This is a genomic window from Piscibacillus sp. B03 (assembly GCF_052246295.1).
In the GTDB taxonomy this organism is placed as follows: Bacteria; Bacillota; Bacilli; order Bacillales; family Alkalibacillaceae; genus Piscibacillus.
On the sequence record NZ_JBQQCO010000001.1, the window covers coordinates 274796 to 293145 of the forward strand.

The 18350-nt window shown below is 37.1% G+C and carries 21 protein-coding genes; 8 read left to right on the top strand and 13 right to left on the bottom strand.

The window, feature by feature from the left end:
* Positions 1-102 precede the first annotated feature (102 nt).
* Positions 103-738, bottom strand: coding sequence for a LytTR family DNA-binding domain-containing protein (locus ACTWQB_RS01520; protein ID WP_443137445.1), 636 nt, complete (start codon positions 736-738; stop codon positions 103-105).
* A 39-nt stretch (positions 739-777) separates the two neighbouring features.
* Positions 778-1494, bottom strand: a complete 717-nt coding sequence (locus ACTWQB_RS01525; protein WP_443137415.1) for a sulfite exporter TauE/SafE family protein — start codon at positions 1492-1494, stop codon at positions 778-780.
* 181 nt (positions 1495-1675) lie between these two features.
* Between ACTWQB_RS01525 and ACTWQB_RS01530 the strand changes: the two genes are divergently transcribed.
* Positions 1676-1882 carry a hypothetical protein gene (locus ACTWQB_RS01530; RefSeq protein WP_443137416.1) on the top strand — a complete coding sequence of 69 codons (207 nt, stop codon included), beginning with the start codon at positions 1676-1678 and terminating at the stop codon, positions 1880-1882.
* 46 nt (positions 1883-1928) lie between these two features.
* Here the strand turns inward: ACTWQB_RS01530 and ACTWQB_RS01535 are convergent, their stop codons facing one another.
* A complete protein-coding gene (locus ACTWQB_RS01535; protein WP_443137417.1) occupies positions 1929-2705 on the bottom strand; it encodes a 3-hydroxybutyrate dehydrogenase in 777 nt (258 codons plus the stop codon).
* Between the two features lie 168 nt (positions 2706-2873).
* On the opposite strand from ACTWQB_RS01535, the gene ACTWQB_RS01540 reads away from it, so the two are divergent.
* A complete protein-coding gene (locus ACTWQB_RS01540) occupies positions 2874-3701 on the top strand; it encodes a cell division protein FtsZ (RefSeq protein ID WP_443137418.1) in 828 nt (275 codons plus the stop codon).
* Positions 3702-4001: 300 nt separating this feature from the next.
* Here the strand turns inward: ACTWQB_RS01540 and ltaE are convergent, their stop codons facing one another.
* Positions 4002-5024, bottom strand: a complete 1023-nt coding sequence (gene ltaE / locus ACTWQB_RS01545; protein ID WP_443137419.1) for a low-specificity L-threonine aldolase — start codon at positions 5022-5024, stop codon at positions 4002-4004.
* A 121-nt stretch (positions 5025-5145) separates the two neighbouring features.
* Here ltaE and ACTWQB_RS01550 point away from each other — a divergent pair, with 121 nt between their 5' ends.
* From ACTWQB_RS01550 to ACTWQB_RS01565, 4 genes are all read left to right on the top strand, one after another.
* Entirely contained in the window at positions 5146-6153 is a 1008-nt protein-coding gene (locus ACTWQB_RS01550; protein WP_443137420.1) for a DUF3231 family protein, read from the top strand.
* Between the two features lie 53 nt (positions 6154-6206).
* Complete coding sequence (locus tag ACTWQB_RS01555) at positions 6207-6668, top strand: staygreen family protein (protein ID WP_443137421.1); 462 nt, start codon at positions 6207-6209, stop codon at positions 6666-6668.
* A gap of 94 nt (positions 6669-6762) precedes the next feature.
* Complete coding sequence (locus ACTWQB_RS01560; protein WP_443137422.1) at positions 6763-7560, top strand: metal-dependent hydrolase; 798 nt, start codon at positions 6763-6765, stop codon at positions 7558-7560.
* A 67-nt stretch (positions 7561-7627) separates the two neighbouring features.
* On the top strand, positions 7628-7807 hold the full coding sequence (locus ACTWQB_RS01565; protein WP_443137423.1) for an H-type small acid-soluble spore protein: 180 nt from the start codon (positions 7628-7630) through the stop codon (positions 7805-7807).
* A gap of 52 nt (positions 7808-7859) precedes the next feature.
* On the opposite strand, the gene ACTWQB_RS01570 is transcribed toward ACTWQB_RS01565, so the two are convergent.
* The gene (locus ACTWQB_RS01570; protein WP_443137424.1) at positions 7860-8573 is read right to left on the bottom strand and encodes a VCBS repeat-containing protein; all 714 of its coding nucleotides are present in this window, start codon (positions 8571-8573) and stop codon (positions 7860-7862) included.
* Positions 8574-8690: 117 nt separating this feature from the next.
* Here ACTWQB_RS01570 and ACTWQB_RS01575 point away from each other — a divergent pair, with 117 nt between their 5' ends.
* Positions 8691-9125 carry a hypothetical protein gene (locus ACTWQB_RS01575; protein ID WP_443137425.1) on the top strand — a complete coding sequence of 145 codons (435 nt, stop codon included), beginning with the start codon at positions 8691-8693 and terminating at the stop codon, positions 9123-9125.
* On the opposite strand, the gene ACTWQB_RS01580 is transcribed toward ACTWQB_RS01575, so the two are convergent.
* The 5 genes from ACTWQB_RS01580 to ACTWQB_RS01600 all read right to left on the bottom strand — a co-directional run bounded on the left by ACTWQB_RS01580 (position 9100) and on the right by ACTWQB_RS01600 (position 13038).
* Entirely contained in the window at positions 9100-9564 is a 465-nt protein-coding gene (locus ACTWQB_RS01580) for a CBO0543 family protein (RefSeq protein WP_443137426.1), read from the bottom strand. The two genes, ACTWQB_RS01575 and ACTWQB_RS01580, sit on opposite strands and share 26 nt — an antisense overlap.
* Positions 9565-9730: 166 nt before the next feature.
* Positions 9731-10315: a hypothetical protein gene (locus tag ACTWQB_RS01585; protein WP_443137427.1), complete on the bottom strand. Its 585-nt coding sequence runs from the start codon at positions 10313-10315 to the stop codon at positions 9731-9733.
* A gap of 13 nt (positions 10316-10328) precedes the next feature.
* On the bottom strand, positions 10329-11498 hold the full coding sequence (locus ACTWQB_RS01590) for an Alp7A family actin-like protein (protein WP_443137428.1): 1170 nt from the start codon (positions 11496-11498) through the stop codon (positions 10329-10331).
* Positions 11499-11762: 264 nt separating this feature from the next.
* Positions 11763-12041, bottom strand: a complete 279-nt coding sequence (locus ACTWQB_RS01595; protein ID WP_443137429.1) for a hypothetical protein — start codon at positions 12039-12041, stop codon at positions 11763-11765.
* A 61-nt stretch (positions 12042-12102) separates the two neighbouring features.
* A complete protein-coding gene (locus ACTWQB_RS01600; RefSeq protein ID WP_443137430.1) occupies positions 12103-13038 on the bottom strand; it encodes a manganese-dependent inorganic pyrophosphatase in 936 nt (311 codons plus the stop codon).
* Between the two features lie 238 nt (positions 13039-13276).
* Here ACTWQB_RS01600 and ACTWQB_RS01605 point away from each other — a divergent pair, with 238 nt between their 5' ends.
* Complete coding sequence (locus ACTWQB_RS01605) at positions 13277-14185, top strand: Na/Pi symporter (protein WP_443137431.1); 909 nt, start codon at positions 13277-13279, stop codon at positions 14183-14185.
* Between the two features lie 165 nt (positions 14186-14350).
* On the opposite strand, the gene ACTWQB_RS01610 is transcribed toward ACTWQB_RS01605, so the two are convergent.
* The 3 genes from ACTWQB_RS01610 to ACTWQB_RS01620 form a co-directional block, all read right to left on the bottom strand.
* Positions 14351-16027, bottom strand: coding sequence for an ABC1 kinase family protein (locus ACTWQB_RS01610; RefSeq protein WP_443137432.1), 1677 nt, complete (start codon positions 16025-16027; stop codon positions 14351-14353).
* A gap of 15 nt (positions 16028-16042) precedes the next feature.
* Positions 16043-16345 carry a phasin family protein gene (locus ACTWQB_RS01615; RefSeq protein WP_443137433.1) on the bottom strand — a complete coding sequence of 101 codons (303 nt, stop codon included), beginning with the start codon at positions 16343-16345 and terminating at the stop codon, positions 16043-16045.
* 276 nt (positions 16346-16621) lie between these two features.
* Positions 16622-18148, bottom strand: a complete 1527-nt coding sequence (locus tag ACTWQB_RS01620; RefSeq protein WP_443137434.1) for a malate:quinone oxidoreductase — start codon at positions 18146-18148, stop codon at positions 16622-16624.
* Positions 18149-18350 lie beyond the last annotated feature (202 nt).

The following is an 18350-nucleotide window of genomic DNA, read 5'->3' on the forward strand; positions in this document are numbered from 1 at the left end:
ATATTGACATTTTAACTTATGAAACAGCGGAGTGATGGTCATCTGAATACAATTCTATTTATTTTGGATGAACCAGCAAATTCAAGTATGAAGCAGCAGAAATTAAAACCCTAATAACTTTCTAAAGTAGCTTGAATGGGTTTGACTCACCGGAACATCCGATCCATCCGTCATCTTTAAGACAAATGTTGAGTGTGTATCAGGGTGAATTTCCTTGATGTGATTAATGTTAATAATGAAAGATCGATGACAGCGGATAAATCGATCTCTTGGTAAAAAGTAATCAAATTCATTTAACGTGTATTTATGCGTACCAGTCGTATGATCACTGATGACGTAAGTATTTCTATTCTTAGCCTCTATGTAATTAATCTCAGATAAAGGCGTGGGGATCCACTTATCCTCGTGTTTGATGGTCACCACTGACATAGCATTTGTTAAAGTAGGAAAAATTGCCGTCACACAACCAGCGACTTCTCCATTGACTTCGTAAGGAACGGCCATCCCATAATAAGGCACACCAAAAACGTCCCGGTCAATGTACTCTGAGACTTTCTGTTTTGTGTTTAATGCTTTATATGCGATCGTTCCTGAAACAACTGGATCTCCAGGTTTGATTTTTAAGTTAATTCGTTTACTTGGTCTGTAATAAACGTAATTCTTCTTGTTAGATAATGCGATTGATGTTTCATCCGAGAACAATTCACTTATTAGATCTATAAGCGTTTCAGCACTCATGTCCAGCTTCATACGATTCACCAAATCCTTCATTGAAGTTTACATCATACTATCTATTAATAAATAAACACCTGCAAATATTAATATCAGATAAGTAAAAACTCTGAACGTATTTTGACTAATTAGCGTAAACAACTTCTGTCCAAATAATAGCCCAATCAGTACAAGCGGTATAGCTAAAGCACTTGAAATCCATACCGTTTGACTTGTCCCTGCAAACACAATTTGAGTTATTAAACTTACAAAATAGATATACAAATAAAAGGCTAATGTCGTTCCTCTAAGCTTAGCCTTTTGTGTATCAGTACCCGAAAAATAAAGTAATAACGGTGGCCCTGGCATCCCAATACTAGTTGTCATCGATCCTGAAAACCACCCTACTATTATGTCCCTTCTTTTAGAATTCCTTATCCGATATTGCATTATTAATAAAACCGTTAAAATAAGAATCACAAGACTGATCAACAGCTTCAAGTTTTGAATGTTAAACAATAAAAAGATTATAATACCAACTGGTAACCCGACCGAACTACCAATAATAAACCTTTTCATAACCCCTAGATCAATGTCTTTTTTAATGCTCGATAACAATGTAATAGAAATTATTAAAGATAACACTAAATTGATTTGAATAGCATCAGCTGGTTCAAATAGTAATAACAAAAACGGTGTAGCTAATATAGAAAATCCAAAACCTGTGCTTGTTTGAAGCACAGATGCAACTACAATAATGGTGATAAACAAAATGATGTCCATACATAACCTACTTCCAAAACCTTAATTCTTCAATAATATTAACATAAGGCTAGCTTCGCAGACATGACCTAAACTACAACGTGTTAAATATAAGAGTTCTTCTTCTTTAATAAATTTTGAATCCCTTGCGCTATTACGTTAAATGTAAAGATTGTAAATGTCATCGCAAATGCGGTCCAAAATGGAATCCAAATTGGAAAGTAATCTGTACGTATCAGCACCAAATGACAGTGAGCTAGTTCAAAATATTGAAGATTATTTTGAACGCATTTGGCAGAACCAGGATGCTCAGTATACAGTCGATTACGATGAATATTCAGGGGCATTGACTACTGCTAAGCGTGCATTATACTACGTACAAAAAATTACACTATTTACAACTTACTAACTATCACAAATAGGGACTGTTGCCTCATTCAGTCCCTGTTTTAATTTTACTGTGCCGTATAACCACCGTCTATAACAGTTGCTTGACCTGTGATACCTTTAGCTTGATCACTTGCGAGAAACATAATATAATCAGCTATTTCTTGCACATCAAGTAGACGTTTTTGTGGAATCAATGGATAAATTACTTCTTCTAAAACAGATTCTAACGACACGTGACGTGATTTGGCCAAATCCTCAAGCTGGTTTCTGACCAATGGCGTATCAACGTAACCTGGACATATAGCATTAACTGTCACACCATGGTCAGCACCTTCTAAGGCCGCTACTTTAGTTAAGCCGATAACACCATGTTTTGCACTATTATAAGCTGCCTTACCCGCAAACCCTACTAACCCATTAATGGATGCCATATTAATAATTCGCCCACTCCCCTGTTCTTTCATAATAGGAAAAGCATGCTTTGTCGCAATAAATGGTGCCACTAGCATAATTTTCGTCATAAGTTCGAACTTCTTAGTTGGAAACTCCTCAATTGGTGATATATGCTGAAGCCCGGCATTATTAATTAATACATCTAGACGACCATATTTTTCAACAGTTAATTTAATGGCTTCCTTTATATCACCTTCCTCAGTCACTTCACAGCGAACCGTCATTCCCTCAACCTGATGTGACACCAACCACTTGTCTACATTTTTCAAATTTCCCTCGTTTATATCTGTAAATACAACCTTGTTCCCCTTTTTCGCAAACTCTTCTCCGACCTTTTTACCAATTCCACTCGCTGCACCCGTAATTAAGACAATTTTATTTTCAATCACACTTCTTCCTCCCCACTATCTGTTAAATCTATCATACACCGATGATGCTTAAACGTCCTAATTTGACACTACTCAACAAAACTAGTACGAGACATCATACTTTATTTGACAGGATTTTCATTTCGAAGTGGATATAATAGTCAAAACGGTGAAATAGGAGTAAAGATTATGGAGAAAACTGTAAATATTTATCCCGTTAGCAATTTGGACAAACGAGATCACGAACGTCTATACTTCTATCATTTTATCGGAGGAAACTCTAGTGAAACAGATAGTTTAGTCGAGCAACTTCGTGATCTCAGAGAACAGAATAATTTACTAATCGGTGTTTTCCGCTTCCCCTTCCGCTTTGAAGGTAAAAAGCGTTGGCAAACCGCTACAAAACAGTATTTTTTAATGAAGGAATGGTGCAATGCGGTCATTTATTTTCAGAGTGACGATCTAATGGAGCTCATCGACCAAGACACAACTATTCGTGATGCTCAAAATACGTTTAAATCAATTGAAGATGACAGTATTCAATCTATTAAGAAACTCATTAATGAAACAGGTGAAATGAATATTGACTACCATGACCTTGAGAATTTCACCTCAAACTTTAAAGGACCTCTATTCTCTCATACAGTTGAAGGTGAATCATTCGATACACCTTTAAAATACTTAATTGAAAAGCCTTACTTACCACATGATTTTACTGATGGGGAACAGTTAATGATTAATATTGGCTATACCCAAGATGTTAATATGGAGTCCTTCCGTCAAATTAATCTAAGACTGCACGATTTGTTTTCTAAAGCTGACCTCTTTAAAATTGGTTCTTACTTTATTAACGAACCTGGCGAAAGGTTCAAGATTACTTTAATTGTGAACGGGCTTAAAGATCCTGTTAACGTTCCTACAGACCATAAACAAGATTCAAAGTATCATGACCTCTTAACCAAATGGAAAAGAGGTATTGAGAAAGGCAAGAGACGTTTTAATTTTATAAAGAATTAAATCATGTTGAAGCTTTTTCACTTGGACGAAAAAGTTCTATCTTTATTTGCATCAAAATAATAAGCATTCCAGACTTCTTGGTAGTTGGCATCCCCTGCAACATAGATATCGACCCTATTGTTCAATTTATTGACCCCCTTTCTAAAAATATCGACCACGAATTTTGTCGACGCGGTAAAAAAGTCCATTTTATCGACCCTTGAAGTCGTTTTATCGACCTTTACTAAATGAAAACACCCGCCTCGGCGGGTGTTTGACATCAAATTTAAACAACACGAAGGCTCATTTCAAGTGCAGGTTCTATTCAAACAGGTCATTAACCTTCGTAATGACCGTTTCAATATCTTCTTTTGTTACATCAAAATTGGTTACTAATCGAACCGAATGGGTGCCATAAGACCCAGTTCGTACCCCGACCTCTTCTAATTTTTCTATGAATTGTTCGCTTGTCAGTCCTAATCCTTCTACATTTACCAACACCATGTTCGTCTCGACGTCGCTTTCAATTTCGATTCCTTGAATGTTTCCAAGACCTTCTGACAAACGTTTGGCATTGCCATGATCTTCTTGGAGTCGCTCTACCATCTGAGTTAGTGCTACAATCCCTGGAGCTGCAATAATACCTGATTGCCGTAACCCACCACCAAGGCGTTTTCTCCACTTTCTAGCCTTTTTAATAAACTCCTTAGGTCCAGCCAAAATTGAACCCACAGGAGCTCCTAAGCCTTTCGACAAGCAAAACTGCACAGTATCCACTTGTTCAGCAATTTTATGTACAGGCTCTCCCATTGCAACAGCTGCATTAAAAATCCTAGCACCATCTAAATGAACAGGTATATTGTATTGATCAGCCACGTTCTTAATAGCTTTCATATTATCTAATGGCACCACTGTTCCGCCTGCTTTATTGTGCGTATTCTCAAGGCAAATAAGACCTGTTTCAGGAAAATGGATATCATCTGGACGAATCGCCGCTTCAACACGTTTAGGATCCATAGCCCCACGATGACCTTCAATTGTTTTAGGCTGAATCCCAGCTAATGCTGACATCGCTGCTCCTTCATAAACAAAGATGTGAGCATTCGACTCCATAATTACTTCATCTGCTGGCTTACAGTGGGTTAAAACAGCTATTTGATTCCCCTGTGTACCACTTGTAACAAACAATGCTGCTTCTTTCCCTAACTTTTCTGCAGCTAGCTCTTCTAATTTATTGACTGTTGGATCCTCTTCATAAACGTCATCCCCGACCTCTGCATGATAAGCCGCTTCTCTCATATCCTGCGTTGGCTTTGTAACCGTATCACTTCTTAAATCAATCATGTTAGTTCCTCCTACCTTTTTGATTCATTTTAATACAGTTGAATTTTTATTCAAACAAAAAATATTTATTTGTATTAAAAACACTTACAATGGAAAAATAAACCTAAGGAGTGATACAAAAATGAGCGAACAAACTGGCCACAACCATTTCTCAAATTTAACGGCAAATGAAGTCTCTAATCTATGGTCTTCTTACTTAAAGAATTCAATGGAGCAAAGACTATTTGAATACTTTTATGAATCTTGTGAGGATGAACAAATTAAAGCAATGGCCAAAAAGATTTTGGACCATGCTAAGTTAAGTCTTGAAGAACTTGCTGTTATTTTTAATAAAGATAACTTGACCACGCCTCACGCCTTTACAGAACAAGATGTAACGCCAGATGCTCATAAAGTGTTCTCAGATACCTTTATTTTATACTTTTGCCATGATATTACCATGCTGTCTCTGAGCACTTACCCAAGTGCGCTATCAGATTGTTCAAGACCAGATGTTAGGGATTTCTTTCAGAAAAGAATTGAGATGTCTATGAGTATGCAAAATGATGTTATTAATTTGATGCTAGAGAAGGGTGTCTACTTAAAGCCAGCACAACTAGAGATGGAAAATGAAGTAGACTTCGTTCAAAGCAAGAAATACTTGAGTGGTTTTTTTACTGGTTCAAGACCTGTAAATGCTCTTGAAATAGCAAACCTGACACGTATTTTACATAGAGCCCAGTTCTCGAAAATGGTATTTGTCACGCTTCACAAGCTTGCAAATAAAGTTGAACTAAAAGAGCACTTCTCTCAAGGTCGAAACGGTATTGAATCCGTCTTGGAGTCGTTATCAGAGGTTCTAGAAAAAGAAAACATTCCATTATCGGCATCAAGTGATTTTAAGATCTCGCCAGTTGAAATGTCTCCTTTCTCTGACAAGTTGATGTTGTTCTTTGTGAACACTTGTCTTGGAATGTTTTGTTTTCAAATGGTAGCTCAAGCTCTGAATTCAACTCTTAGGTCAGATATCGTTATGAAATTAACTAAAATATCGACGAAAATGAGAAAATATTATTCTGAAGGCCTTGTCATCGCGATTAAAGAAGGATGGTTTGAACAACCACCGAATCCTGTTGACCATAAAGTGTGACACGCCGAGCGCATATTAACATAAAATAAACAAAAAGCATTGGGCGTGTTATGATGAGTGAATTTAATCCGAGCAAGTTATCCGTAGAGTATCGAGATCAGGTTACTGATATTAGCCCAATTGTTGCACGTCGCCATACGTTGACTCATTCAGATGAGACTGGTGACTTATTTCTAACAGCTGGGCTTCAATTTGCTTATGACTTAATTAATGACATGCGGGATGAAGTGATTGGTGAATGGATTCAAATTGGTGATGATTTAGTTTATCACGCACATGTATTTGTAGGGGGTTTATTCGATGAGTCAACAGCAGCTATTCGTAATGAAATATTCCGAAGAGAGCTTCCTCTAGCACTAACTGCTATACGCTATGGAGAAGAACCATTTTTTCAAGCTCACCCAGACCTGGATCAAGTACCAATCATCATTCACTTCAATTCTAGTTATCCCCAATTTCATGTGGTTGAAAGCTGGGGGACTTTTTCTGATTATAAGTATGCAGGCGCTTGTTAATCTACCAAACGTTTTTTAATAGGATACTGAGTTTAATTCGCATACATGACTAAGACAAGAATAAACTTTAGTAACAATAATTTAGGGGTATTCTATGAAAATACTAAGGCTTGGTCACGCGATGTATCAATTGTCTAGTGAAAGTGGCAAGAATTATCTAATCGATCCGTTTGTGGAAATGAATCCAGGTTTTCCGCCATTAATGGATTCAGAGGAATTTTATCAAAAAGTTGATGCAATCTTCTTAACTCATGGGCATTTCGATCATACAAGTGGTCTATCAAAATTCGTTGAGCACCATTCAAATGTTATGATTGTCGCTCAGTATGAACTAGCTCTGATTCTATTACAACAGGGATTTGAAAATGTAATTCCGATTAATTTTGGAGGTACCGTTTCTTTAGAGGATGTTAAAGTAACCATGGTGCAAGCCGTACATACGTCATCGTATAAGGAAACCCAATCATCACCTATGTATGCAGGAGAATCGGCTGGTTATATTTTTGATTTTGAAGATGATTATACTCTTTATCATTCAGGCGACACGGCGCTTATGTCTGATATGAAAATTATTCAAGATGTATATGAGCCTGACATTGCTATATTATCCTCTTCTTGCCATTTTACCATGGGGCCTAAAGAAGCTGCTTATGCAGTTAAGAACTTACTAAAAGTTAAATATGTCATTCCAAGTCACACCTTCCCGTCAGAAGAATCAGCAACTTCTAGGGAAACACTTCACACCCTATTAGAACAGTTCCCTGTTGTTGAAAATATGATCGCCAAAGACCATGAACTTGAATTGTTATTAGAGAAATACCCAAATACTGAGGTTTGTATCATCGGGTATGGTGAGGAAAGGTCTTTTGTTAAAGAAAAACATCATAAATAATAAAACGTTTTAGTCTCCTTCTAAAAGGTTATGGTAATAATACAAGCCATAATTAGGAGGGATTAAAATGAACTTAATGCGTGCAAAAGAAATTAAAGAGGATCCCAATATGAAAAACGTTGTTTATAATGATGAGTACGTTTATATTGATGATGTCGATGATAATCATCAAAAAGCAACAGTTCATTATTTAAAACGTGATGGCGAAGCATTTGAAGTTGATGTGACAGAGTTAAAAGAGGAATAGATGGTTTAGGTGTAGCCCCCAAAGGCCTTTCAATTGGGGGCTTTTTATATGCTTAGAGGTCTGAACCAAAAATGGCCACGCTTTGTTGATCAAGTACAAAAGCATCATCTTCCCATGCTAACTGATTAAGAACATAACCAAACGAATCGGCGTTATATTGCCCTGCGATTCGTTGGTAAGCTAATAACTCATATACGCCATTTGAATCAAAGTCTACTGGATATAGACCACTTAATGGATTTACCCACCCACTTATTGGACTAATAAGGGTGCCATCTGCATTATAAATATCATCCAAATAGTCTTGATCGCGACTTACCGAGATATCAATGATGTACTGTTGCTGATTGCTCTCACTTACCACTTGAATTTTGTAATCATCCAAATATGTCACTTGGTATTGGTATGCTTCATTATACGCATTACCATCGAATAAAAGATTTTCTTGATGGTCTAAGTAAGAGTAGATATATTCCGTCATAATTCCTCCACTACCACCCGTTGCGATGCTAATCATAATCTCACTAACACCATCTCCCGTAAAATCTCCTAAAAATAATGTAGGGTCGTATCCCTGCCCGTCACTTAAAGGTGTCATATTAAACCTTCCCGTCAGACCGTCTTGAATGACTAATGTAATGTCTTGAACAAATGGACTATCAGGTGTATGAACTCCCGTTAAATACACATTGTCCATAACCCCGTCACCTGTCACATCGCCTTGTGCAAATGCCACAACTTGCGGTTCCTGTCTATAATCAAACATAAAACCCCTCCCTTTTTACTACTTTTATATCTTATGAGCAAACGCCAATCCTGCTACTGACAAATCCCCAATTACGATTAGTTGAATAAACTAGTTAAAAAGTGGAGGTGTTTAGTTATGAATCACTATTATGAGTCACAAGACATTCCTATTCATGACATAAGTTTGAGACAACAACCATCTATACAAGAAGTGATGCAGGTATTAAGGTCTGAGCATAATAATTTGTACGCACAACTAACAAGAGGTGGAGTATCAAGGCGTTTCATCGATTATATTTTCAACTTGGCCGTACGTTACACGATAAACCAGGCCGACACAAGCCAATCAGCTCGTCAAATTTACATCCAATTCCAACGTCGCGTCCCCTGGATGAACCAATTCTTTAGAATTCACAACGTGCCACAAAATTTGGTTGACCGCGTACTCACAACAGTTATTCAAATCACTCTTGATTTAATTAGAGAAGATGATGAACCTACAACCGGTTGGTCAAACTGGGAGAACTTAGGTGGTCGATTTTGCATCACATGCTGCCTCCTCTTATTTTAAGCTGTCCAAAGGAAACGGATATATGAAATAAAAAATGATAGCCAACAGTATCGAAATTAGAATGGCATATAAGCCTTCTATAGTGAAGGTAAACGACGCTAAATAAAGCACTGTTTAAAAGAATATTCAGCCAGCCATTCCAGCCATTGTCATAGACATACATCCCCTTATGAGCAAATAACGTCTGAATCACTGTATAAAAAACCACCCATGCTGAAATGTAAATCAATTGATTTGTACGTTTATCAGGCATTCGTTGCAGAAAGATCAATAAACCAATTGGAACAATAAAGAATGTAAATGCAATGTTAATAATTGAGTGACTTAACCAGTCCGCAGTAATTCCTCTAAAAGCCCAAAGTGTGTGGTTATAATAAAGAACGTTGTATGTAAGGTTGATGACCATAAAAACAAGATGGTAGGGTACTGCTTCCTCCATTGTGTCCAATCGACAAACTTATAGGCAAACACCACCCAAACTACTAATACTAGTATTAGATACATACTCATACTCCTCGTAGGTTTTAATACCTACATCATTGACTTAAATCTCTACTTATATACGAAAAAGAGAGAACCCCATTCCTGAGATTCTCTCTTCAACATTAGTCATTCATTTTACTTAAAAAGTCACCTAACAATTCATCCAAGCCTTGGTCATTGGATTGATCCTTCTCTTCCTTCTGTGCTGTTTCTTCATGCTGTTTTTTCATCAAGTCTTCCCAATTAAACTCTTCCATATCATCATTGGGTTCAGGAATTGCTTCTAATAAACTTTCATTTTCTTCCTCCGGTACAGCTTCTTTCTGTGGTTCCTCTTGTAAATATAGAGCTTCATCTATATCCGTTGAGCTACTATTTAACGAGGCTAAAAGTGCCGTTGCTCGAACTGGATCGTTTAATAGATGATAAACAATACTACCCAATAGCGCTTCTGAATGCTCGTGCTTAATCCAATCCCTTTGACTCTTACTTAGTTTGTTAGGCAGTGGAATAGTGATGGTTTCTCGTCCTGATGTACTATGCTGACTAACACCTTCTAAGACATATTCAGCTATTTTACTAGAAAAGTTACGTCTTTCTGTTTGTTTTAAATGCTGCAGTTCCTTCAACAAATGATCAGGCGTGTCAGATGGAATCCGAAAAGAGATGGCTTGTCCTCGTTTAACTTCTGCTTGAGGCTTTCTCATAACAACACCTCACTTATTTCTTTTCGGTCTTTTTCTGTTCTTGCTCTTTCTGCTTCTCATTTCTCTTCTTGTAATCCGCTACTAACTTGTAATAAGCATTTGCCATCATCCAAATACTTTCGTTCTCATCCTCGAAGAACTCGATGTTGTACCCATCTAAGTTATTGTTTAACGTTTTTATATAATCTTTTAGTACGTTCGAACCGCCACCAACGAAGAAGCAAATCTCAGTTTGAGAGTTTTTCTGCCACGTGTTGCGCAGAAGACGATACTGCTTCTTAGCTAATTCTAGTAACGTCCGATCCGTTATGTCATGTACACTGGTGCGACTACCTTTAACCATAATGTGGTTACGGTCATTATTACGTGTAATGATCTCAACAACATCGCGCCTGCTATCTAGCTCAACCCCATGCTTTGTGAAAATCTCTTCACGAATGTTTTCTAGTGATTCAGAGACACCCAAGTTGTAACCTTGAGCTTTGTCATCATCAACTGTACGGTTCTTAATAACCGCAATATCCGTAGATAGACCACCGATGTCCTGAATTAAAATATGCTTGTCTATTAAATCTTTATTAATAACTTTTAAATCTCGATCCATGACTAGATTAATAAACGCTGCAAAGCCTTCAGGGTAGACTTTAACTTCATCGAATCTAATATTCACTTTTAGTCCTTGATATTTAGGTGTTACTAAGAATTCGACTTGGTGAACCGAACCTAGTAGCTTCGAACGATATCCCGCGTCATTACCTTCTTTCACTTCTCTTAAAGGTAAGCCTGTCCCTAATGTATAATTAGCATCGATTACCTCCTTAGACTTTGGAAATTGATTAGCTTGAACAGCATCTAACGCAATGGATGCAAACAACATCACTAACGTCTGATCCTCTTGTGACTTGCTACTTCCTGGGTCTAGTTCAGTAGAATTCGTGCTTTTTGTTGCTAAATGTCCAACACGATAAATTGCATTATTCTCTTTCAATGCGGGTGAATGGACTTTAATATGAATACCTTCTAATGGATCTTTTTCATCCAAATCTTCAATTCCGATGACAGGACGATCTTCAATATCCCTTGCAATAATATTAGGAATATTAAAGTCGTTTTCCATTTGACCAAAAATCGCTTTTACAGAATCATTACCAACATCTACAGCTGCTATTCTCGATTGACTCATTGATTCATCATCCTTTTTTCATAATTTATGTACCCTTACTTACAAAGGATATTGGAGTATAAGGATGACGACAATGAGCTTTAACAAAACGAAATAAAAACGTAATTAAAGCGAAATGACGACATTTCTTGTATACGATTTTGTATTCAATGTTTACGATACTGTAAACAAACTCAATAACAACATGTGTACTTATTTGTAAACTTGTAAACAAAATTGTTTTCAACAGTATACAGATTGCAAACTTGTAAACATTGTAATAAATTAATGGATAGTAGGTGACTCGATTCGGTTAATTTGTTCAATATCATATAATAGATTAATTTTAATTGGTCTTAAATCATCACTAATTCGGAAATCATATGCCACTTCTCCTAGGTATAAACTTTTACTCTCTAGGACCCCCTGCAATTCTATGATTTGATTATGTCGCTTTAATTTAACCATTACTCGCTCACCAATTAGAGAATCCATAATCGTATGTTGAACACTTGAGTCTAAACTATAGAAATTTTGGATTGGATTTGTATAATTTATGTTCATAAAAAAATCACCTCTTATCTTGAATTTTTAACAAGATAAGAGGTTTTTAAAAGCACATTATTTACTGTTGGTTTTCAAACGCTTCGGTCAATTGAGGTACCATTTGTTTTTTCCTTGATACGACACCCTTTAACAGGGCCACATTACCTTCTAACGAGACGTTAAACGCATCTTCTATGATGTGGCTCTCTCTTCCAATAGATAATACTGCAGTATCACTATTTAAAATATCCGTAATCATTAAAACTGAAAGGTCTAAGTTTTGTTGATCAATATTTTGCCTCATCACTTCTTCAATCTTCTTCTGGTCCTCCAGAATATCTTTAGGATCAACCACATTTAACTGCGCAATTCTAACATGCTTACCACTTAGCGTGAACTCCTTAGAGTCCAGGTTAATTAATTCTTCAACTGTTTGATCACTATAATCTGTTCCGGCTTTTAACATGGAGATGCCGTACTCTTCAACATCTACATTAGCTAGTTTAGCTAGTTCATGGATAACCTTCTTATCCTGTTCGGTAGTCGTTGGTGATTTAAGAAGTAATGTATCTGAGATAATAGCCGATAACATAAGACCAGCGATATTCTCGTCAATTTCAATATTATTTTCTAAATATAGCTTATAAATAATCGTTGCCGTACAACCAACAGGCTCTGCTCGATAGTAGAGGGGGCCGCTTGTTTCAAAGTTAGCAATACGATGGTGATCGATCACTTCAGACACCCTGACTTGGTCTATGTCAGACGCGCTTTGTTGCTTTTCATTGTGATCTACTAATATAACCTCTTCTGTTTCCTTTGAAACCTCTTCTACCGCTCTTGGCGCATCCACTTTAAAGTGCGTTAAAGCATAGTTGCTTTCTGCGTTTACCTCCCCTAATCTAACTGGTTCTACTTGCTCCCCTAACTTTTCTTTTAAATTGGCATAAGCAATAGCTGAACAAATAGAATCCGTATCTGGGTTCTTATGCCCGAATACTAACACGTTATTCATATTAACACTCCCATTAAGTCTTCTCTTATTTAATATAAGAAAACTTCATCTAGACCTTTTATGTTTCTGTCTTTAACAACTAGTAAACATTTCAAATCTATTAGTTCTCTACACATTTTAGTATAAACCATTTTAATTACCCAAGCATGTCCCCTCCCCCGTACATATAGTAAATCGTAAAAGGGAGGTGAAGCTTATTTGGTGAATAGTGGAACAAGAAATAGAAAGGGGGATTGACATGATTTATGTCATTTCATTTCTTATACTAATGGTGTTAACCGTTATTGGAACACGTTTAATAGGCTCGTCTAGCATAGTTAATAGTTTCTCTAATACTTTCAGAACTTCCTTACTTAAACTAATAAACAAACCTTGGAAAGGGCTAATTTTAGGTTTAGTAGCTACAATTATTATTCAAAACGGTGCAGTCATGATTCTGATCACTGTAGGATTCGTTGCAGCTCGGTTTATCAGGTTTCCTCAATCTATAGGGATTATTTTGGGTATCAATATAGGTTCGTCTATTTCAATAGATGTTTTCTCTATTAACCCTAGTCATGTCACCGTTCTGCTAATATTTGTTGGTACGCTCCTTTGCTTCATAAAGTTTAAAAAAGTCCTGAGTGTGGGCTACTCCTTTATGGGCGTATTTATGGTTATAAGCTCCTTATGGCTCATGGACTTATTAGCCATAGGCGTGAGAGAGGCTACTTTCTTCCATAATCCACTAGACGAGTCAAGCATTAACGCTCTGTTAACAGGGATCGTTCACACTTTATTAGGTCAATCAAACTCTACTATACACGACCTTACATTATTGATAATGAGCGGAGATATTGAAAGAGGAATACCTTTAATCGCTGGAGCAAACATTGGCATAGCTGTTACGTCAGTGATTGCTTCGTTGGCAACTATGAGAGAAGCACGTTTAACGGCTTACGCTTATTTGTGGCTAAATATCTTAGGGGCCTTATTCATCTTTCCTTTGTTAGACTATGTACTCGATTTGGGGAGCATCCTCACACCTACTCAATTTAATATTTTTTACAATACAGTAATGTCGTTAATAGCCCTTTCCTTTGTAAAACCTTACACCCGATTCATCATCACAATTTATTATTGGAGACAAAAACACCCACACTCGTAGATTAAGTTACTCATTTATTACTTCGGTTTAATTTCAGCTAAAAAGAACAAAAATTGACTACGACTGCATTTATCAGAAAAACTCAAACATAAAAAAGTGCAAGCATCCACATCTTGGGTGCTTGCACTAGATCATACTAAAATGAATAGAGTTTCTGTTACCTCGTCAAAACCGCCCAGAGCGGAATATTGAATAAATTAACCACGATACCATTAACACAGCTATAACAAAACCAATTTCTACTGCTGGTATATTCCATAATAGAGAAGATTGTCTCCCTAGAGCCGATCCTATAATTAAACCAACCATAATTAAGCTAAATGATAATAGCACTATACTAAATGATAATCGATTACTGACCGTATCTAGTTTTGAGAAGAAGCTTTCTGCCTTCGGAATTGAGACCTCAATAGGGATTTTTTTCTGCTTCGCTAAATTACTAAGCTCCCTGACAACTTCCGGCATATCTTCTATAACATCACCATATTCATCAATCTGATCAAATACACTCTCAGCGATTCGCTTCGGATTATATTTTTCAAGAATCAGTTCACGTCCGAACGGTTCTGCCGCTTTAACAATGTCAAACTCAGGGTCCAACCGCTCAACCACACCTTCAAGAGTCAGAATTGATTTACTGACAAGCGTGAAGTCTGATGGAATTGTTATTTGGTGCTTATGAGCAATTGAAAATAAATCCGTCATCGATTGGCCTAAACTCATATCACTAAGTGGGACGTTGTGATACTTAATGATAAACCGATCTAAATCACCACTTAACTCATGAAGATCTACATCTTCATGTGCAATTCCCATCTTAAAGATTGCTTTAATCATATCATCTGAATCCTTTTTCACCATAGCCATTACTAATGATGCTAGGTGCATTCTCATTTTGGATGACAAACGTCCCATTAACCCGAAGTCCATCCATGCTACTTGAGAACTCGACTGTGCAAAAATGTTACCAATATGAGGGTCCGCGTGAAAATAGCCATCTTTAAAAATTTGATAGAACATTGTGTGAACCACTCGATCGGCTAACCACTCTAAATCAATGCCCTCTTCTTTAAGTTTATCGATTTCATCTAACTTAGTACCATCAACAAATTCCATTGTTAAAACTTTCTTGGATGTGTAATCCCAGTAAATCTTAGGGATTTTGATAGTTTCATCATCTTCAAATTGTTGAGCCATTAGATCAGCATTGCGTCCCTCTGTTGTATAATCCAGCTCGTCTTTAATAGCGTCAGAAAACTCCTCGACGACGTCTGTTATCTGATACTGTTTAGCCCAATCCAAACGTTTTTCCGCACGTTCAGCTAATTCATGTAGAATTTCAAGATCTGTATGTACTTGCTTATCGACACGCGGACGCTGGACTTTAACCGCTACACGTTCACCATTTTTGAGTTTGGCTTCATGAACCTGACCAATTGATGCCACCCCTAGAGGTTCTGATTCGAACTTTTCAAAGGCTTCATCAATACTCTCGCCAAGCTCTTTTTCTACTATTTGTTTAACGTCTTCAAAAGGAATCGGAGCGATTTCATCTTGTAATGAGGATAATTCTTTTATAATATCTTCTGGAATTAAATCAGGACGTGTACTGGCCATCTGTCCAATTTTAATAAATGTTGGGCCTAACTCTTCTAAGAATTCTCGAATACGCTTGCCTAAAGACTTGGATTGATTTTGTTTACGCCTTACGTATAACCGACGTGGCAATGAAAACACTTGATCCAATCCGAGTTCCTTAACGATAAAGCCCAAGCCATTACGTGAAAAGGCCGCTGCAATTTCACGGTACCGATTAATATGGCGCATTTGTTTTTTTAACACACTCACCCCTCCTTCCTAACGTTCTTCACTTTGCTGATTTTCTAGCTTTCTAATGCGCTCCTCCAACTTCTCCATATCTGTTTTTGTAGGAACCTCTAATTCATCTAGGTACGTTTTTAATTGTTTTTTGACTTTATCATCTAGTTGCTTTTGACTTTGCTCACCTTTCCTCTTAAGTTCTTTTAAAAGGTGGTCCGATTCTTCTTTAGTCAATTCCCCTTTATCTATTAACTCGTCCATCACACGATTAACCTGCTCCTTACTAGCAGAAGCTAACCCCAACCCAAGTGATAATCCCTTATTAAAATAATCTCTCATATATTGGCCCTCCTTAAACGACTTATTTGTATGAGTTTACCCTTAACTCATAAGGTGAAAACAAGTACCTTAAGTGAGATAATCTAATGAGAGCACTTCTTCCCTGGGCAAAATTAGAACATGTTGATTTTATGAGACATTAGTGGCCATTATGAGGAATCGAATTTTATCGAAAATGGTTTTTCGTCTTAATTTATGAGACATTGAAGCAATTTTTTAAGCCATTCTACATATAAAAAGCCTCTTTAATCGATTCCGATTAAAGAGGCTTTGCCTTTATCCCATAACCTTGGGTTCATCTGTTCTTTGTTTTGATTTAGGTTCTACTAAATTAAGAGCTTCGGAAGTTGTTTTGTTTACATCTTCTAGTAAGTCTGTGTTCTCCATTAGAGAAACGCCATAAGATGGAACCATCTCTTTTAATTTTGGTTCCCATTCTTCAATGTGTTCTGGGAAACAATTTTCCAAGATCTCAAGCATCACGTTTACAGCAGTGGATGCACCTGGTGATGCTCCAAGTAAAGCTGCGATGGATCCGTCTGCTGCGTTAACGACTTCAGTACCGAATTGAAGTGTTCCTTTTCCACCTTGGTCTGTTTCCTTAATTACCTGTACGCGCTGACCCGCTACGACGATTTCCCAATCTTCTGTTCTCGCGTTAGGAATGAATTCACGTAACGCTTCCATACGTTTTTCCTTAGAAAGCATAACTTGCTGAATTAGATATTTCGTCAGCTTCATTTCCTTAGCTCCAGCCGATAGCATATTCATCACATTATTCGGCTTTACAGATGTGAACAGATCTAAGTTCGAACCTTCTTTTAAAAACTTCGGTGAAAAGCCAGCGAATGGTCCAAATAATAAAAATCTCTTTCCATCAATAAATCTTGTGTCTAAGTGTGGTACTGACATTGGCGGTGCGCCAACTGGAGCCTTTCCATAAACCTTAGCATGATGTTGCTTTACCACTTCTGGATTGTTACACACTAAGAATAGTCCACTTACTGGGAACCCGCCAATCCCTTTACCCTCAGGAATACCTGACTTTTGAAGTAAATGTAAGCTACCGCCCCCAGCACCAATGAAGACGAACTTCGCATTCTCTAATTTAGATGATCCACTATCGAGATCTTTGACTTTAAGGTCCCACGAACCATCGCTAAGGCGGTTTAGATCCTCAACATCATGACGGTAATTAATCTCAACGCCTTGACTCTTCAAGTGATCAAATAGTTTACGAGTTAATGCACCGAAATTGACATCCGTACCCGAATCAACCTTCGTCGCCGCAATTGGTTCATTCGACGTACGGTGATTCATGATAAGTGGAATCCACTCTTTTAATTGCTCGGGATTATCTGAGAACTCCATGTCCTTAAATAAAGGATTGCTAGACATAGCTTCATAGCGTTTCTTCAAGAAGTTTACATTATCTTCCCCACGAACCATACTCATATGTGGTAGTGCTCTAATAAATTCACTTGGGTCCTCAATTAATCCTTTATTAACTAAATAAGACCAGAACTGTTTAGACACAGTGAACTGCTCATTAATCTTTACAGCTTTAGTCATATCAATCGTTCCGTCTGACTTTTCACTTGTGTAATTCAACTCACACAAAGCCGCATGGCCAGTCCCAGCATTATTCCATTCGTTAGAGCTTTCTTCACCCGTATTTGCAAGTCTTTCATATACTTTGATATTCCAATCTGGTGCCAACTCTTTTATGATCGAGCCTAAAGTGGCACTCATAATTCCAGCACCAATTAAAATAACGTCTGTTTGGTTTTGTCCGCTACTCATAATAACCTTCCTATACCCAGATTTTATAATATATATAATAAACTTATTTAAAATTAAATATTAATGCCCGACTACTAGAGAGTATAAAATATTTTGTGTAAATGATTTTTAGAACATAGAAAAAGGAAGACCCTTTTTGTAGAATTAAGTTAGCCGACAAAATTCACAGAAAAGAGGTCTTCCCTATGAACCATGTTACTAC

Excerpts from the sequence above, each read along its gene's own strand:
- ACTWQB_RS01525 (WP_443137415.1), bottom strand. The coding sequence starts at position 1,494 with ATGGACATCATTTTGTTTATCACCATTATTGTAGTTGCATCTGTGCTT.
- ACTWQB_RS01530 (WP_443137416.1), top strand. The coding sequence starts at position 1,676 with ATGGAATCCAAATTGGAAAGTAATCTGTACGTATCAGCACCAAATGAC.
- ACTWQB_RS01605 (WP_443137431.1), top strand. The coding sequence starts at position 13,277 with ATGATTTATGTCATTTCATTTCTTATACTAATGGTGTTAACCGTTATT.
- ltaE (WP_443137419.1), bottom strand. The coding sequence starts at position 5,024 with ATGATTGATTTAAGAAGTGATACGGTTACAAAGCCAACGCAGGATATG.
- ACTWQB_RS01540 (WP_443137418.1), top strand. The coding sequence starts at position 2,874 with ATGGAGAAAACTGTAAATATTTATCCCGTTAGCAATTTGGACAAACGA.
- ACTWQB_RS01620 (WP_443137434.1), bottom strand. The coding sequence starts at position 18,148 with ATGAGTAGCGGACAAAACCAAACAGACGTTATTTTAATTGGTGCTGGA.
- ACTWQB_RS01570 (WP_443137424.1), bottom strand. The coding sequence starts at position 8,573 with ATGTTTGATTATAGACAGGAACCGCAAGTTGTGGCATTTGCACAAGGC.
- ACTWQB_RS01590 (WP_443137428.1), bottom strand. The coding sequence starts at position 11,498 with ATGAGTCAATCGAGAATAGCAGCTGTAGATGTTGGTAATGATTCTGTA.
- ACTWQB_RS01555 (WP_443137421.1), top strand. The coding sequence starts at position 6,207 with ATGAGTGAATTTAATCCGAGCAAGTTATCCGTAGAGTATCGAGATCAG.
- ACTWQB_RS01575 (WP_443137425.1), top strand. The coding sequence starts at position 8,691 with ATGAATCACTATTATGAGTCACAAGACATTCCTATTCATGACATAAGT.
- ACTWQB_RS01565 (WP_443137423.1), top strand. The coding sequence starts at position 7,628 with ATGAACTTAATGCGTGCAAAAGAAATTAAAGAGGATCCCAATATGAAA.
- ACTWQB_RS01520 (WP_443137445.1), bottom strand. The coding sequence starts at position 738 with ATGAGTGCTGAAACGCTTATAGATCTAATAAGTGAATTGTTCTCGGAT.
- ACTWQB_RS01615 (WP_443137433.1), bottom strand. The coding sequence starts at position 16,345 with ATGAGAGATTATTTTAATAAGGGATTATCACTTGGGTTGGGGTTAGCT.
- ACTWQB_RS01580 (WP_443137426.1), bottom strand. The coding sequence starts at position 9,564 with ATGGAGGAAGCAGTACCCTACCATCTTGTTTTTATGGTCATCAACCTT.
- ACTWQB_RS01585 (WP_443137427.1), bottom strand. The coding sequence starts at position 10,315 with ATGAGAAAGCCTCAAGCAGAAGTTAAACGAGGACAAGCCATCTCTTTT.
- ACTWQB_RS01560 (WP_443137422.1), top strand. The coding sequence starts at position 6,763 with ATGAAAATACTAAGGCTTGGTCACGCGATGTATCAATTGTCTAGTGAA.
- ACTWQB_RS01595 (WP_443137429.1), bottom strand. The coding sequence starts at position 12,041 with ATGAACATAAATTATACAAATCCAATCCAAAATTTCTATAGTTTAGAC.
- ACTWQB_RS01550 (WP_443137420.1), top strand. The coding sequence starts at position 5,146 with ATGAGCGAACAAACTGGCCACAACCATTTCTCAAATTTAACGGCAAAT.
- ACTWQB_RS01600 (WP_443137430.1), bottom strand. The coding sequence starts at position 13,038 with ATGAATAACGTGTTAGTATTCGGGCATAAGAACCCAGATACGGATTCT.